This window comes from Streptomyces sp. NPDC032198 (assembly GCF_040636975.1).
GTDB lineage: Bacteria > Actinomycetota > Actinomycetes > Streptomycetales > Streptomycetaceae > Streptomyces.
Genome location: NZ_JBEZVL010000012.1, coordinates 202,236 through 217,773 on the forward strand (window position 1 = coordinate 202,236; position 15,538 = coordinate 217,773).

13 protein-coding genes are annotated in these 15,538 nt (G+C 69.5%); 7 read left to right on the forward strand and 6 right to left on the reverse strand.

Annotated elements, in window-relative coordinates; translation table 11 throughout:
* Positions 1-17: 17 nt before the first annotated feature.
* From AB0E78_RS30170 to AB0E78_RS30195, 6 genes are all read right to left on the reverse strand, one after another.
* The gene (locus tag AB0E78_RS30170) at positions 18-1,193 is read right to left on the reverse strand and encodes an LCP family protein (RefSeq protein ID WP_361838929.1); all 1,176 of its coding nucleotides are present in this window, start codon (positions 1,191-1,193) and stop codon (positions 18-20) included.
* A gap of 20 nt (positions 1,194-1,213) precedes the next feature.
* The gene (locus AB0E78_RS30175) at positions 1,214-3,355 is read right to left on the reverse strand and encodes a bifunctional polysaccharide deacetylase/glycosyltransferase family 2 protein (RefSeq protein WP_361838931.1); all 2,142 of its coding nucleotides are present in this window, start codon (positions 3,353-3,355) and stop codon (positions 1,214-1,216) included.
* Positions 3,352-3,759 carry a hypothetical protein gene (locus AB0E78_RS30180; protein ID WP_361838933.1) on the reverse strand — a complete coding sequence of 136 codons (408 nt, stop codon included), beginning with the start codon at positions 3,757-3,759 and terminating at the stop codon, positions 3,352-3,354. Before AB0E78_RS30180 ends, AB0E78_RS30175 begins: the two co-directional genes overlap by 4 nt.
* 480 nt (positions 3,760-4,239) lie before the next feature.
* Complete coding sequence (locus AB0E78_RS30185; protein WP_361838936.1) at positions 4,240-4,608, reverse strand: STAS domain-containing protein; 369 nt, start codon at positions 4,606-4,608, stop codon at positions 4,240-4,242.
* Positions 4,605-5,732, reverse strand: coding sequence for a cobalamin B12-binding domain-containing protein (locus tag AB0E78_RS30190; protein ID WP_361838939.1), 1,128 nt, complete (start codon positions 5,730-5,732; stop codon positions 4,605-4,607). Before AB0E78_RS30190 ends, AB0E78_RS30185 begins: the two co-directional genes overlap by 4 nt.
* Positions 5,729-7,468, reverse strand: coding sequence for a PP2C family protein-serine/threonine phosphatase (locus AB0E78_RS30195; RefSeq protein ID WP_361838942.1), 1,740 nt, complete (start codon positions 7,466-7,468; stop codon positions 5,729-5,731). The genes AB0E78_RS30190 and AB0E78_RS30195 overlap by 4 nt, the downstream gene beginning before the upstream one ends.
* Before the next feature lie 315 nt (positions 7,469-7,783).
* Between AB0E78_RS30195 and AB0E78_RS30200 the strand changes: the two genes are divergently transcribed.
* From AB0E78_RS30200 to AB0E78_RS30230, 7 genes are all read left to right on the forward strand, one after another.
* Positions 7,784-9,112 carry a phytase gene (locus AB0E78_RS30200; protein WP_361839202.1) on the forward strand — a complete coding sequence of 443 codons (1,329 nt, stop codon included), beginning with the start codon at positions 7,784-7,786 and terminating at the stop codon, positions 9,110-9,112.
* A gap of 748 nt (positions 9,113-9,860) precedes the next feature.
* Positions 9,861-11,387: an aminotransferase class V-fold PLP-dependent enzyme gene (locus AB0E78_RS30205; RefSeq protein ID WP_361838944.1), complete on the forward strand. Its 1,527-nt coding sequence runs from the start codon at positions 9,861-9,863 to the stop codon at positions 11,385-11,387.
* A gap of 273 nt (positions 11,388-11,660) precedes the next feature.
* Complete coding sequence (locus AB0E78_RS30210; protein WP_361838946.1) at positions 11,661-12,974, forward strand: hypothetical protein; 1,314 nt, start codon at positions 11,661-11,663, stop codon at positions 12,972-12,974.
* Between the two features lie 20 nt (positions 12,975-12,994).
* A complete protein-coding gene (locus tag AB0E78_RS30215) occupies positions 12,995-13,534 on the forward strand; it encodes a hypothetical protein (protein WP_361838948.1) in 540 nt (179 codons plus the stop codon).
* Between the two features lie 66 nt (positions 13,535-13,600).
* The gene (locus tag AB0E78_RS30220) at positions 13,601-14,416 is read left to right on the forward strand and encodes a hypothetical protein (protein WP_361838951.1); all 816 of its coding nucleotides are present in this window, start codon (positions 13,601-13,603) and stop codon (positions 14,414-14,416) included.
* 33 nt (positions 14,417-14,449) lie between these two features.
* Positions 14,450-14,884, forward strand: coding sequence for a hypothetical protein (locus AB0E78_RS30225; protein WP_361838953.1), 435 nt, complete (start codon positions 14,450-14,452; stop codon positions 14,882-14,884).
* Positions 14,885-14,918: 34 nt separating this feature from the next.
* A complete protein-coding gene (locus AB0E78_RS30230; protein WP_361838956.1) occupies positions 14,919-15,485 on the forward strand; it encodes a hypothetical protein in 567 nt (188 codons plus the stop codon).
* Positions 15,486-15,538: the final 53 nt, after the last annotated feature.

Here is a 15,538-nt window from a genome sequence, read left to right on the forward strand (position 1 = left end):
CACGGATCCCAAGAACCTCAACGGCGTGTCCGGCTCCTTGTCTCCGTCACGGGTCGGTCCTGCCGCAGCTCGGAGAAGAGCCGCGCCGACGCCTTGGCGTCCCACTTCAGGACGTTGCCCTTGGAGGTGGGGACGCCGAAGCCGGACACGGGCACGTTGATGCGCTTGCCCTTTCCGCCCGAGACGCTCTGCACGGCGTGGAACATCTTGCCGAGGTCGCGCAGGCTCATGTCCTTGTCGACGATGAGGGTGTCCAGGCCCGCCTGCATGGCCGGGCCCATCTCCGTCGGGTCGAAGAGCGTGTCGGGGCGGGCCGCCTGGTGGGCGAGGGTCGACAGGAACTTCTGCTGGTTCTTCGACCGGCCCAGATCGCCCTCCCGCTCCTGATGCCGCTGGCGGACGAAGGCGAGCGCCTGCTTGCCGTTCAGGACGTGACAGCCCTTGCGCAGGTCGGCGCCCGACTTCTTGTCCTTGATGTCGCGGTCCAGACACATCCGGACACCGCCGATGGCGTCGACGATGTTCACGAACCCGGCGAAGCCGATCTCCGCGTAGTGGTCGATGCGCAGCCCGGTGTTCCGCTCGACGGTGTGCACGAGCAGTTCGGGGCCGCCGTAGGCGAAGGCGGCGTTCAGTTTGTCCCCCTCGGGCCGCTTGGTCTTGCCCGTCGTCGTGTCCAGGCGGCCGGGCACGGTGACCCAGGAGTCGCGCGGCAGGCTGACCATGCTGGTTCCGTTGGCCCCGGTGTGCAGCAGCATCATCGAGTCGGTGCGCCGCCCGCCGCCCCCGCCCGCGCGCAGGTCCTTCACGGCGTCCTCCGAGAGCCCGTCGCGGCTGTCGGAGCCCACGATGAGGTAGTTGGTGCCCTCGCCGGGTGCCGGGCGGTCCCCGTACGCGCCGAGGTCGACGTCACGCTGGAGCCGCGTCTCCGCCCAGCCGTACGTGCCGCCCGCCGCGACGATCACGCCGGTCAGCAGGACGAGCACCGCCCGCCGCAGCCTCCTGCGCTTCTTCGGCTGCCGGGCGTGCGCCCGCCGGGGTCCGTAGCGGGAGCTGGGGCGTTCGGCGAAACGCTCACGCGTGGCGGAGTCGTCCTCCGGTGCCACGGCCACGCCGCCGTCGCCGTCGCCGTCCCAGCCGTGCTCCCCCGGGGGCATGGCGTGTCCGGCCCGCTGGTCAAGCGGGTCTGTCATGGTCAACTCCCTTGGTCACGTCAGGGCGACGACAGGCTCCGCCGCGAGGGCGGGCCGTCGAGGGGGTCTGCGGGTGCGGGTGTCCCGGCGGACATCTCTCCGGTCGGCGCCTGCAGCAGGTACGGGTCGGCGGTGCCGGTCCGCTTCATGCTGTGCCACTTCAGACGGGTGCCGAGCAGCGCCGTGATCACGGAGTGGATGACCACCAGATACATCAACTGCCGGTACACGAACTGCTGGAGCGGCAGCACCCACAGCACGCTCAGCCGTTCGCGGTCGAGCCGCAGCGCGTACGCGGCGGTCACCAACTGGACGGAGAGGAAACCGAACCAGACGAGCGCCGCCTCAAGCGGGTCGCGGAAGAACGCCCCGAACAGGGCGAACATGTCCACGACCGGTGCGCACAGCGGCAGCACGATCTGGAACAGCGTGACGTAGAGCAGCACGCGACGGCCGAAGCGTCCGGCGGGGCCGACCTCCGTCACCGCGTGCCGGTGCTTCCACATCGACTGGAGCGTGCCGTAGCACCAGCGGTAGCGCTGGCGCCACAACTGCCGCACGCTGACCGGCACTTCGGTCCAGGCGACCGCCGACTCCTCGTAGACGACACGCCACCCGGCCCGCCAGAGCGCCATCGTCAGGTCGGTGTCCTCGGCCAGGGTCTCGTCGCTGACACCACCGACACCCATCAGCGCGTCCCTGCGGAACGCGCCGATCGCCCCCGGCACCGTCGGCATGCACTCCAGGACCTCGAACATCCGCCGGTCGAGGTTGAATCCGAGCACGTACTCCAGGTGCTGCCACTTGCCCATCAGGGTGCGCCTGTTGCCGACCTTGGTGTTGCCGCTGACCGCGCCGACCGCCGGGTGGGCGAGCGGCTGGATCAGGCGGGCCAGCGCCTCGGGCTCGAAGATGGTGTCCGCGTCGACCATCACGACGATGTCGTGCCTGGCGTGCGCCAGACCGGTGTTGAGGGCGCTCGGCTTGCCGCCGTTGGGCTGCCGGATCACCGTCACCCGGGGGTCGTCGATGTCCTCGGCGATGTCGGCGGTGGCGTCGGTCGAGCCGTCGTCGATCACGATGATCTGGAAGTCCGGGTGGGTGGAGGCGAGCAGCGAGTACACGGTGGAGGCGATGCCGGCCTCCTCGTTGTACGCGGGCACCAGCACCGTCACCGGGCCCCGCACCTCGCGCAGCCGTGGCGCGCCGGGCCGGAACCGGTGCAGCCTGCGCACGTGCAGCCGGGCGAACAGCGCGAACAGGAGCATCCGCAGGACGCCGAGCACGCCCGCGAGGGTCAGCGTCCACACCATCACGGTGAGGAAGGCGCGCCCGAGCCGCTGCGACCAGATCAGGCCCTCGCCCTCGACCTCCTGGGCGACCGGGACCCCGTCGTTGAGCGAGGGGCGCCCGAGGCCGCCGCTGACGGTGGTGAACGACTTGACCCTGCGGTCCTTCAGGAGCGCCTCGGCCTCGCGGTAGCCGAGGTCGGTCTGGCTGTGCTGCGACACCAGACCGCGCCACGGCTTGCGGGACTTGTAGTCCGACGCGACCACCAGATACCCCTGCTCGGCCGCGCGCTTCGCGGCCGGCCACTGCGGGCCGCAGAGCGTGTCCGCGGCCGTGGTGTGCGGCAGCCGCAGCAGGGAGGTGTTGATGCCGGCCGCGCCCGCGAAAGCGGTCTGCGTGAGGGACAGTTCGAGACGCGCGCGCAGCGGCGACGCAACGCCGAGGTCGCCGCCGCTGTACGTGTACGAGCCGACCTCGTGGCCCTCGCGCAGGATCCGCCGCATCAGCGCCGGGTGCCGGGCCGCGTCCTTCCCGTAGACGAAGAAGGTCGCCGGCGCGTGGTGTCTGCGCAGCAGGTCGAGCAGGCGCGGCGTCCACTCCGGGTCGGGCCCGCCGTCGAAGGTGAGCGCGACGGTGCCCGGCGGCATGGACGCGGTGGTCACCCCCTTCGGGCCGAACCGCAGCAGCGGCTTCCCGTCGTCCGCCGCGCGCGGAATCGGCCGCGTACAGAGCGGCTTGGTGCGCGCGGCGTCGACCTGGTGGGTCGTCCAGCCCTCGAAGAGGAGGGCGACGGCGACCACCAGGAGGACCAGCAGGAGCACGAGCCAGTGTCCGCGCGGCGGGCGGCGGACAGCGGCGGTGCGCCCGCTCACCGCTTCGGGTCTCCGGCCGGCGGCGGGGCGGATCTGGCGGCCGGTGGGCGGCGGCGGTCGTCGCGGTCCGCGTGGGCCGTGGCGGGCGACGGGTGGGCCTCGGCGCGGGCCGGTGTGCCCGGGCCGCGGGCCGCCTCTCCGGTGTCCGGGACGGAGGACGCCGGTGCGTTCGTGGTCGGCGGCTGCGTGCTGACGGGCCGCAGGAGTCCGCTGATCAGCGTGCCGACGAACAGCAGATATCCGAGGCAGGCGCAGCCCACGACCAGGGCCATGCCTTGCAGGGTCCGCCTGCGCCAGCCCGACTGGTCGATGAAGACGGGGAGTTGGGGAGTGGCGGCCGGGTGACGCCGTGCTGCCGGGGGCACGTGCGCCGCCACGCCCTGGCGCGGCATGTGCTGCGTCACGTCCCGTCCCGGCTGCCGCGATCTGTGCGCAGGGGGTATCGGCGCAGGGGGTGGTGCGGGCGAGGACCGCCCGTCGTGCGGTGTGCTGGCTATGTGGGGGGTGCCCTGCACTGGTGCTCCTGATCTGCGGCCGCGCACGCGCGGCTCTTTGTGTGGGGGGTAACGGACCCGAAGGCCCGCCGTACTGCCCGTGAGACGTCAGGAGTCGCATCCCGGTGCCCGGCGCGCACCGGGGATTCCCCGTACGCACGCATGCCGCGCGCTCTGCCGGGTGGGGCCGGGCAGACCACGTACGCATGGCCCTGACAAGGACCGGAAGGCCGGAATGCAGCCGTCAGCCGTCACGCAGCCCCTGACCCTACTCGGGCACCCGGGTGCCACGGCAACAGGACGCCCTGGACCGGAAGTCGGCAAAAGGCCTGCCTGAGCGGGTCTCCCGCCGGGACGTGAGATATGCCATGCCCGGCGGCCCGGCCCTCGTCACTCCCCCTGCATCTCCCTGGTCGCGGTGGAGGCCGTGAGATGGTCGAAGGTGCAGGTGATGTGCAGCAGCCGGTCCAGGGATTCGGGGCGGCGGCTGAGCACGAGGGCGACCCCGCGGGCGTCCGTGACGCGGCGGGCCATCAGCAGGGCGGCCAGGCCCATGGAGTCCACGAACGTCAACTCGGCCAGATTCAGCTGGAGTTGCTGGACGGGGCGGCTGCCCGCGCGGGCGCGGTCGAGTTGTTCGGTGACGGTGGCGACGAAGCTCTCCGTCACCCCGAACTCCAGGCTTCCACCGACGTGGACGGTCACGACGCCCTGCTGGAACTCGCTGCGCAGGCTGAGACGGGAGACGGGTCGGGTCATACGGATTCTCCGGTCCTGTTGCTCGCCGGCCGCGCCGCCAGGGCTTCGCGGGCCGTGTTCAGCACGCGCGTGGCGCGCGGGAAGTCGGACAGCCTGCGGCCCAGGACGTCCAGGGCGAGGAGAAGGCTGTGGGCGGGGACGTGCCGTGCGGTGAGGATGTCCGCGGTCCAGTCGAGGAAGCGGGTGAAGAGCCCGTCGTCGTCCACATAGAGCGCCGTGGCCAGGTAGTCCACGATGTGCGCGATGTCCTCCGCGGTGTGCCTACGCTGCCGCACCGTGTAGCGGGCCATCGGCGGGAAGAGCTGCTCCAGTTCACCGAGCACCTCCTTGACCAGCTCGCCCCGGGTACGGGCGACCATCGAGTACTCCTGGTCGATGAGGTGCGGCAGGTCGTCAACGGCCTGGTGGAGCATCACGTTCGGGCGGGCCAGGCCCTGGTCCAGCAGATCGGCCGCGTCCCGCGCGTCGGCCGCCCAGGCGTCGGCGCCGAGGACCTTGGCGTACCGCCCGCCCGGACCGAAGGCCGCGCCACCGACGAGCACCGGCGACCCGACGGCCTGGCATGCGGTGAGCGCGGCATGGGCGGCCGGAAGGTGTGTGGGGATCGACGAGGACAGTGCCACCACGTCGGGCACCTGCTGATGCAGATGCCGTACGAGGTGCGGGGTGGGGGTGTGGGCGCCGAGGAAGTCGACCTGCCAGCCGCGCTGCCGCAGCACCTCGGCGAGCAGCCGCGCGGGCAGGGCGTGCCACTCGCCGTCCACACAGGCGACGGTGATCCGCCTGCGCCGCTGGGCCGGGTCCGGGGCCGTGTCCGGGACGCCGACGTCCGCCGTGAGGGTGATGACCCGGTCGTTGATGGCCGTCGCCGCGTGTTCCTGGGCCACGCCGATGCGGTTCGCCGCCCATTCGACGCCGACCCGCGCCTGTACGGGGGCGATGAGGTCCAACAGGACGCTCTCGAAGGCGTTGCCCGCCTCGGCCGCGGCCCGCACCGTGCGGATGGCGCCGATCTCGTCGCCGTCGCGCACGTCGCGCCACAGCTGTGCGCGAGCGGATCCGAGCGGATCAGAGGCTCCGGCCGGCTCGGGGGTCCCGGTCAGATCGCGAAGGTGAGCGGTCATCCGGTGTACCTGCCTCGGGTGTGTCCGTCCACGGCGCTGAGGTGCTGGTGGCGCGGTGCGGCTATGGCGACCACGGCCATGTCGTCGTGGGGGCCGCGGCCCACCCACTGCGTGGCCAGCATCTGCACCCGCTCGACGACGGCTTCGGCCACCATGCCGAAGCACTCGGAGAGCGCCCACGAAAGCCGCTCCTCGCCGAACATCTCCGTTCCCAGCGGCCCTCCCTTGGCCTCGACGATGCCGTCGCTGAACATGAGGCACACCTCGCCCGGCTTCAGCCGGACATGCGCCGTACTGGACGTGACCTGCGGCAGGGCGCCGATCAGGGTGCCCCTCGTCTCGGCCTCGTCGACGGTGCCGTCCGCGCGGGCGATCAGCGGCGGCGGGTGCCCCGCACTGGTGAGCCGCAGGTCCACTGTGCTGCCGCGGCGGGTCACGGAGGCCAGGGCCAGCGTGGCGAACCGGGTGTGCCCGGCCTGCAGCAGCGACTCGTTGAGCAGGGTCAGCAACTGCTGGTGGTCGTGGCCCATCGGCCGCAGCGCCTGCACCGTATTGCGAATCTTGCCGGTGAGCGCCGCCGCCTCCAGGCCCTTGCCGCAGACGTCCCCGAGGACGGCGAGCGTCTCGTCCTCCGGGGTCCGGCCCGCGTGTACGTCGTAGAAGTCGCCGCCGACGTGCTCCCCCGCGCCCGCTGCGACATAACCTCCCGCGAACTCCACGCCGTGCACCGGCCGCAGCTCGGGCGGCAGCAGGTCACGCATGAGCGTGCGGGAGATGGCGCTCTGTTCGGCGTAGAGCTGCGCCGCCGAGACCGCCGCGCCGGCGCGGGCGGCGAAGATCCGGGCGAAGACCTCCTCGGCCTCGCTGAACGCACTGCGCTCGGTGGACCTCAGCAGTATCAGGGCACCCGCGGGCACGCCATGGCCGGGCAGCGGGGTGATCACCACCGAGCACACCGGGCCGGTGAAGTGCGCGGGCACGGCCCAGTCCGGCAGCGTGGCGGGGTCGATCCACCGCGAGGGCACCGGCGGGAAACCCTGCATCGCCTCGCCCAGGCCGGGCACCTCCGTCAGGTCCACCTCCAGGGTGGCGTGGGTGGCTTCCCCCGCCGGTCCGGTGTGGGTCACGGGGTACACGTTCCCGCGGCCCGGCGCGATCACTATGGCCGCGTCGCAGAGGTGCCCCGCCGCCATGGCGGCCGTCACCTCCATGCACCGCTCGACGTTGAGGGAGGCCAGCAACTGCTGGGAGGCGTCGGCGAGCAGAGCCGTACGTCTTCGTTCGGCGCGGAGGTCGTCCTCCGCCCTGCACCGGTAGGTGTCCTCGGCCAGCCACCATGCCCAGTGACCGTCGTCGAGGCGGGCCGGGCGGGCCTCGAAGCTCGACTCACCGATCTCGCCGCGCACGACGTCCGGCTCCCGCCGCGCTTGCGCCTGCGCCTCGGCAGGTGGGATGTCCGCGCCGGTAGGTGGGCTGTCCGCGCCGACAGGTGGGGTGTCCGCAGCGGCAAGCCGGGCGTGCGCGTCGGCCAGCCACTCCGGTACGGCCTCGCGCAGGGCGGTGCCGCCCAGCGCAGCCGGCAGAAGAAGCCTTCCGGCCTCGTTCGCGGCCGCCACCCGGCCCGCGCGGTCGGCGACGACCACGGGGTGCGGCGCGGTGACCCAGGCGTCGGCCAGAGCCGGTGGCGCGAGGCGCGTCTTCGTTTCCGACTGATCCAACTGTCTCGGTGCGCTCATGGCGTTGGGCACGCGATGCGAACCCCCACCTCCCTTCCGAAGCGTGTCAGTGGTCGTATGTCGACCGTCTCCCTTGAGTGCGACGGAAGCAAACCATTTGCGTGGATTCCACCCCATTGACGGTGATTTACGGCACTGGGCCCGCCAGACGCACGGGTACCACGCGCCCGTTCGGCCAAACTCACCACATCGGCACGGTCATCTTCCGTTCACCGCACGGACCGCCCCCCGTCGCACCACTTGACGGAAAGTCTTCACGGCAAGATCACAGAGTGGATTCGTCATGCAGTACCCATGACAGAAAGGGATCCCTTCATGGCCAAGCCCCGCAGACCCCGTTCCGGTCTCCCCCGCCCCGCGCTCACCCGCATCGCCCTCGTCGCGGCCCTCGCGGCGGTCGCCACGACCGCGCCCCTGGGCTCCGGCGCCGTCGCGGCCTCGCCGCTGCCCTCCGTCGCGCCGCGCTCCGAGACCCCCGCCGTGCACGACGACGACGCGGGCGGCAACGCCGACGCGGACGACCCGGCGATCTGGCGCAACTCCGCCGACCCGGGCCGCAGTCTGGTCGTCGCCACCGCCAAGCAGGGCGGGCTGCGCGTGTACGACCTGTCGGCGCGCGAGGTGCAGTCCGTTCCGGCACCCGCGGCGCCCGGACCGGACGACGCGCCCGGCCGCTTCAACAACGTCGATCTGGTGCACGGCCTGCGCCTGCCGTCCGGCCGCGCCGACCTCGCGGTCACCAGCGACCGCGGCAACGACCGGCTGCGCGTCTACCGCATCGACCGTGACCGCTCCGGCGGCCCGCTCACCGATGTGACCGACCCGTCGGCGCCGCCCGTCTTCTCGTCCTCGCAGGAGGAGATCAACGAGCAGCGCACCGCCTACGGCCTCGCGACGTGGACGGACCCGTCGACGGGCCGGTCGTACGCACTGGTCAGTCAGCGGGAGCGGACCCGCATCGCGCTCATCGAACTGACCCCGAAGAGCGACGGCACGGTCGGCTACCACAAGGTCCGCACGCTCGATCTGCCCGCCGACTTCCGCCTGCCGGACGGCAGTTCGTGGTCGCCGTGCGGCGAACCGGGCGAGCGGCCGCAGGTGGAGGGCATGGTCGTGGATCCGGCCAACGGCACGCTCTACGCGGGCCAGGAGGACGTCGGCATCTGGCGGCTGCGCGCCGACCTGACGGGCAAGCCCCAACTGGTCGACAAGGTACGTGAGTACGGAATACCCGGGACGTACGACCCCTCGACCGAGGAGTGCACCGCGGGCACCGACCCCGGCTACGGCGGCAAGCGCCTCAAGGCCGACGTCGAGGGCCTGACGCTCCTGGAGGAGGGCAACGGCGACGGCTATCTGCTGGCCTCCAGCCAGGGCGACAACACCTTCGCCGCCTACGACCGCGAGCTCTCCGACCGCAACGAGTACGAGGGCGGCTTCCGCGTCACGGCCGCCTCCGCCACGCTCGACGGCTCCGAGGAGTGCGACGGTGCCGCGGTCCTCAACAAGCCGCTGGGCGAGAAGTATCCGCACGGGCTGCTCGTGGTGCAGGACGGTCACGACGCGCCCGGCGACCCCGAACGCCCCTCCACCGACTTCAAGTTCGTGGATCTGGGCGACGTGCTCGACGCCGTCGACGACTGACGCGACAGCAGGTCAGGGTGGCGGCCCCTCGGGGCTGCCACCCTTTTCTTTTCCCGCTCAAGTAAATGGCGATCAAGGAGATCAATTGGCATGGGGTGGCCGGGGCTGCCATGGCCGGAATTTCACCCGCCAGGAATAAGACCCTCCTCCCGTCAGGAACGCGCCGGACTGGTCAGTCACATGACAACGGCAAGAAGCTTTCGCCGGTGACGAGATCTCGTCGGCGAAACTCCCTTTCACCCCTTGCGCGGCCCGGACCGGAACACCGGAGCCCTGTCCGAAAGCCGAGGGCGCCGTCCGACAACTGAGGTACGCGTGAATACGGGTGTGGCCAAGCGACATTGACGATCCATCAGGTCGTGCGCACTATTTTTTGGACAGACCATTGAAAGGGTCACCTCTTGGCAACATTTGGCTCTACGGTGCTCCATGTGGGGGGAAACACGAGGGGCACCAGGGGGGAGACGCCGGTCGTGTGGGTGTGGCGCGAGAACCGGGGGGTCCGTGCCGCCTGTAACACCAAAGGCTGTTCTTTCCAGGGGGATCCGTGTGGCTGCCCACTGACCGGGCGCCGCCGGAGCAGATGAAGCCGGCCGGCTCGACCAGCCGTACCGCCTCATCAAGTATCGAATCTCCATTCGAATTCCTGCTGCCCGTCGGCATGCTCAAAAAACAGAAATCTGCGCAGGTCGCGTCCGCCCCACACCTACATGTCGGGCAACACAGGGACTTTCCGAAGGAGACCCCCGTGACGGAATCTCGGCCGCACCAACCCGCTTCCGAAGGGAGCGGACTACTTCTCGAGGCGTTCGATGCCCAGCTGTTCCGGGCGACTTCCGAAACCGCTCTCGCGAAGCTGGAGAAGCACCTTTCCGATCTTTCCATCAGGGGGCTCGAACTGACCGATCCCGCGACGTTGTCGAATGCGGCGAAAGCCCTGATGACGACGGAGCGCGAGCAGGTGGCGGCGTTCGACGAGGAGAAGCTGGCAGGGATCATCGACCTGTACATCAGGACCGGCATCCAGGTGCACTCACCTGGCTACATGGGCCGCCAGTTCTCGGGCGTCGTACCGCTCGCCGGCGTCATCGACTTCGTCAGCTCGGTGGTCAACCAGCCGGCCTCGTTCTACGAGGCGGCGCAGTTGCCCAACGCGGTGGAACGGATCATGGCCGATGAACTGAACCGCTTCATCGGCTGGGATCCGGCGCGGTTCACCATGGTGACCACCTCAGGAGGGTCCCTGGCCAACCTCACCGCGCTCCTGGCCGCGCGCAACCAGAAGCTGCCCGGCTACTGGTCGGAGGGCGGATCCTGCCTGCGCGGCCAGCCGCGGCCCGCCATCGCGGTGGGCGCGGACGTGCACTACAGCGTCGCGCGGGCGGCCGGTGTGATGGGCATCGGCGAGGCACAGCTCGTACGGCTGCCGCTGAACAGCCGGGGGCAGATCTCCGTGGCGGACGCACGGCCCGCCCTGGAGGCCGCCGAGCGGCAGAACCTGAAGGTGTTCTGCCTCGTCGCGTCGGCCGGCAGCACGTCGGTGGGCGCCTTCGACCCGCTCGACGAACTCGCCGCCCTGGCCCGGGAGAGGGATCTTTGGCTGCACGTCGACGGTGCCCACGGAGCGAGCCTCCTGGTGTCGGACACGCTCCGCGAGAAGTTGCGCGGCATCGACAAGGCGGATTCCCTGACCTGGGACGCGCACAAATTGATGTTCGTGCCCGCACCCTGCACGATGCTCTTCTACCGGGACAAGGAGGCGAGCCGCACCGCCTTCCGGCAGAAGGCCAGTTATGTGTTCGACGAGGAGCCGGACATATACACCGCGTACGACAGCGGTGGCAAGAACTTCGAATGCACGAAACGGCCGATGATCATGACCCTGTGGTCGCTCTGGGCCATGTTCGGAAGGGCCTTGTTCGCGGAGAAGATCGAGTATCTCTGCCGGTTGACGGAGGAGGCCCACGGAATCGTCAGGGCCGACCCCGACTTCGAGACACTGCACCGTCCGGAAGCGAACATCCTGTGCTTCCGATATCACCCGGCCGGGATCAGGAAAGCGGACGTCCACCGCCTCCAGATCGCCATCCGCAACAGCGTGAAGCTCCGGGGAAACTTCTTCATCTCCAAGGTGAACGTCAACGGGGTGGCCGCACTGCGCGTGGTCATGATGAACCACCAGATCACCGGCGAACACTTCCGGATGCTGATCTCCGAAATCAGAAGGACCGGCCAGGACCTGCTCAGCAGCGAAGCGGGAACAGAAACAGCTTAGAGGGGACGGATGTTGAGTACCTCGCAAGTTCCACAGGCCACACACGTTCCGCCGATCGCACCGGTGCCCGGTGGCACCCATGAACTGGCCAACTGGCTCATCCCCGACTGGGAGTTACACCCGGAATCAGTTGACGCCGTAACCGCACTCCCCTCGTTCGCGAGCAAGTTACGTGAATGCGAACGGGTCTGTCAGACGCCGTACAGCGAGGTGTCGCACGAGGTTCAGGAAGCCGTCGTACTGCGTCGCCTGCAGCAAATGGTGAACACGGCGATGCTCAATCCCCTGTGGCGCGACCGGCTGCGCAACGCGGGGACCGTGCGCGCCCCCGAGACGTACGAGGCGTGGCAGCAGATCCCGCTGTCGGACAAGGACATCCAGCGCGACTTCTTCATGGAGTCGCGGCCCGGCATGGTGGTGCCCCTCACCCGCGGCGAGTTCGAGATCGTGGCGAGCGGCGGCACCAGCGGCGGACGACCGCTCGAAGTCGTGTACTCCCTAAGAGAGTTGAAGGACACGTACGAGATCGCGGGCCGCTTCATGGGCGCCTATCAGCTCGCCAGGTACCTCGCGGGCACCGACCCCAAGTGGCTGTTCACCACGCTGGCCGACTACCAGATGTGGAGCAGCGGCACGATGGTGGGCGGCGTGCTGCAGCACGTGCCCGGCGTCAACTACGTCGGCGCGGGCCCCGTCACCGCCCCGGTCCTGGAGCACATGTTCTCCTACCGGGGCCCCAAGGCCCTGATGGGGATCTCGGCGGGCATCGGGATCCTGAGCGAGCTCGGCGTGGGCATGCGCCAGGAGTCCAGGGAGAGCTTCCGTGTCGCCCTGTACGGCAGCGGGGTGCTCTCGCAGCGCAAGCGGGTGGAGCTCAAGGCGCTGTACCCGAACCTGTCGATCCTCAGTTACTTCGCCGCCACCCAGGCCGAGACCATCGGCCTGCAGCTGGACCCCGACTCCCCCCACCTCTCGGCGGTGCCAGGACTGCACTTCATCGAGATCGTCGACGAGAACGGGCGCTGGGTCCCCGAGGGCGAGGAGGGCGAGCTCGTCGTCACCCGCCTGCACGCCCACGAGGCACCGCTCCTGCGGCTCAAGCTCGGCGACCGGATGATCCGGCGGCCGAGGACCGAGGGCCCCGGCCCGAAGACCCAGCAGTTCGAGTTCGCGGGCCGCACCGGCGACGTGCTCCACATCAATGACAGCCAGTACTCGGCGGCTCGCGCCTACGACGCGGTGCGGGACGAGCTGAAGGCCGCCGAGGCGGTGGACCTGGACGAGGTGGCGCACGAGGTCCAGTTCGTGAACTACCGCGAGGGCAAGGTCATCACGCTCTTCGCCTCGGTCGACGACGTGCTCGGCCTGACCTACCGGGCGGACACGGCCCTTGGTCCCTACGGGCTGCAGCAGGTGTTCGTGAACGCCCTGCCGCGTTCCCTGTCGCTCTTCAACCACGGAGAAGCGAACCCCGCGTCGATCGAGAGGACCGGTTACACCTTCCAGCTCAAGTTCGTGCCCCGCCTCTCGGCCGAGATCGAGCGGACGGCCGTGGGCAAGGTCCCGCTGGTGCGGGACCGGGGCTAGCGCCTACAGGAGGAGTGAGGATGAAGCCGCAAGTGAACATCATCGCGGTCGTCGACGTCATCGGAGCGCTCTCGGGCAGCACGCTGCTCAACGGCAACCTCTGCATGATGGACGACGGCGGGGAGAACAGCGCCCACCAGGGGACGCCGGACCTGTGCACCGTGGTCAGGCCGGGACAGGTCGTCTCGTGGTCGGCCCTCGCCGTGGACCTGCAGACCCCGGTCGAGATCAAGAACATCTCGTTCATGCCCGAGAACGGGAGCCACAGCTCGGGCCGGGCCCAGGGGCAGAGGCAGGACCAGCAGCCGCAGGGCCAGCAGTACAACCAGCCGTACGGCCAGGGGCAGAGCCACTCGCAAGGCCAGCCGCACGGCCAGGCGCAGGGCGTCCAGAACGGCCACCACTCCGAGGACGACAAGCTCGACCTCGACGTCTGGACGGGCATCGTGCCCAACTGGCTCACGCCCGGGGTGGCCTACCGCTACCGCCTGGAACTCCAGATGTACGAGGGCGAGAACAGCGTCATGCACATCGACACCCCCGCGTTGATGTGCCAGTAGCACCAGGGCCGGCCGGAGCGCGACGGCAAGGGACGGGAATCCAGTAACGGCGACAAAGGCGGAATCATGCCCCAACAATTGGCGATCATCGTGCTCGTGGACGTCGGCAGTGCGCTGGAGTCCGAGTCACTCGAAGGCAACACCTACCTGTTCGACAACATGAAGCTGCAGGGCTCGACGAACCAGGGAACCGGCGAGCTCGTGACCGCGATCAACGGTTCCTACTGGAGGGACGGATCGCAGGCCAGTGAGCAGGTGCTCAACTGGCTTCCGTACAGCCTCGGTTCCATCCCGCCGACCGTGCCCCGCGGCTACGAGTTCGACCGCGCCCGGCAGACCGACGAGCAGGCCCTGGCCGACCTGCAGGATCTCGCGAGCAAGTCCTCGGTCGCCGGCACGGACCAGACCGAGCAGCTCAGCCAGGTCCGCAAGACCGTCGGTGCCCGCGTCAAGACCACGCGACGCACGCGCGGACGGCTGTCCGGGCAGAAGATCCTGGACGTCACCGGCAAGGTCGTCACCGAGGACAACACGGCCGCGTACACCTACCCCGCCCCGGTGATCACCGACATCTACGGCGAGGCCGTGGACTCGAAGATCATGTATCCGGCGGAGTACGGCTCCCCGGACCTGGTCACCGACGGCTGGTACTGGTCGGCGAGCGTCGACACCTCGCGGCCCGGGACCTACTCGTACGTGATGCGGATCCAGCTGCACAAGCTGGTGGGGCTCAACGGCGAACTGCGCTGGGAGGCGGTCGACCTGGCCTGTCCCTCGACCCTCAAGATCACCTCGGAGCCCCGGCGGAACGCCTTCACCAAGGCGGGCATGGGCATGCTGCCCATCCCTCCGGACGCGGGCATCCAGTCCGGCACCCGCTGATCCCGCACGGACTTCAGCCAGAAGGAGGAGCAGATGACGACCACCACGCCCAGGCGGCGTGAGACCGGTGCCGCGAAGCGGCCCATCTCGATCACCGCCGTAGTGGACTGTGTGGGCGCCCTGGCAGCCGGCAACATGCAGGGCCACCTGTACATGTACGACACGAACAAGTCTGCGGGTTCCACCGGCTTCGGCACCGAGGAACTGCAGACGCGCGCCCGCAAGGGCGACCAACTCCTGTGGAACGCGCTCGCGTTGGAGTGCGAGGCCTTCGTGGCCATCGACAGCATCGTGATCGACAGCTCCATCTGCGTGCCGGAGCGGAAGGTCTATCCGGGCACCGACGTCGCCTACTGGACCGGGACCGTGAAGCGGGACGTCGCGAACGTCACGTACCAGATCAACTTCAAGCTGGGCACGAGGGACGAACCGATCGCCACCACCCTGTCGTCGTCCCTCATCGGTTAGGGCCGGACATGACGGCGTACGCGAAGGAGGAGAGTTGACCAGCAGCGTGCAGGAGAAGTCGGCCAGCGCCGCGCACCAGAAGCAGAACCCCGGCCAGCTGAACTCGGTCCAGCTGAACATCGTGACGCTCATCAACATGGAGCGGGCCGTGGAGACGGGCTCCCTGAGCGACTCGATGTACATGATGGACAACAGCATCGGCGGCAAGGGGCAGGGGACGTCGTCCCTGGAGACGGTCTGCAAGCAGGGCCAGGTCCTGAACTGGATCGTGCGCCCGCTCGACATGGAGAAGCGCCCGGACGGCACCTGGCCTCCCATGCCGAAGATCAACAACATCACGTTCCTCGACACCGAGCTGGGTGACGAGGAGGACGTGGCCGAGCGGAAGATCTTCACCGAGCTGAAGATCTACGGGATGCCGGACCGCATGCGGGACAAGTTCACGCCGGTCTACTACTACTGGGCGGGCACGGTCCTGAGCAACGCCAAACCGGGCGTGCACCGGTACCGGCTCGTGATGGAGCTGGAGCAGGACCGCAAGAAGGAGAAGCTGTACCTGAACACGGCCATCCACCCGTCGATCCGGATCCTCGGGGTCTGAGGGATCTGACGGAGAGGCCCGTGGACGCGTGACCGCCAGGCCGGATATCGGCC

What these genes read in the sequence shown, in the direction of transcription:
- AB0E78_RS30170 (WP_361838929.1), bottom strand. Translation starts at nt 1,193, where the DNA reads ATGACAGACCCGCTTGACCAGCGGGCCGGACACGCCATGCCCCCGGGG.
- AB0E78_RS30185 (WP_361838936.1), bottom strand. Translation starts at nt 4,608, where the DNA reads ATGACCCGACCCGTCTCCCGTCTCAGCCTGCGCAGCGAGTTCCAGCAG.
- AB0E78_RS30190 (WP_361838939.1), bottom strand. Translation starts at nt 5,732, where the DNA reads ATGACCGCTCACCTTCGCGATCTGACCGGGACCCCCGAGCCGGCCGGA.
- AB0E78_RS30195 (WP_361838942.1), bottom strand. Translation starts at nt 7,468, where the DNA reads ATGAGCGCACCGAGACAGTTGGATCAGTCGGAAACGAAGACGCGCCTC.
- AB0E78_RS30200 (WP_361839202.1), top strand. Translation starts at nt 7,784, where the DNA reads ATGGCCAAGCCCCGCAGACCCCGTTCCGGTCTCCCCCGCCCCGCGCTC.
- AB0E78_RS30210 (WP_361838946.1), top strand. Translation starts at nt 11,661, where the DNA reads ATGCTCAATCCCCTGTGGCGCGACCGGCTGCGCAACGCGGGGACCGTG.
- AB0E78_RS30215 (WP_361838948.1), top strand. Translation starts at nt 12,995, where the DNA reads ATGAAGCCGCAAGTGAACATCATCGCGGTCGTCGACGTCATCGGAGCG.
- AB0E78_RS30220 (WP_361838951.1), top strand. Translation starts at nt 13,601, where the DNA reads ATGCCCCAACAATTGGCGATCATCGTGCTCGTGGACGTCGGCAGTGCG.
- AB0E78_RS30225 (WP_361838953.1), top strand. Translation starts at nt 14,450, where the DNA reads ATGACGACCACCACGCCCAGGCGGCGTGAGACCGGTGCCGCGAAGCGG.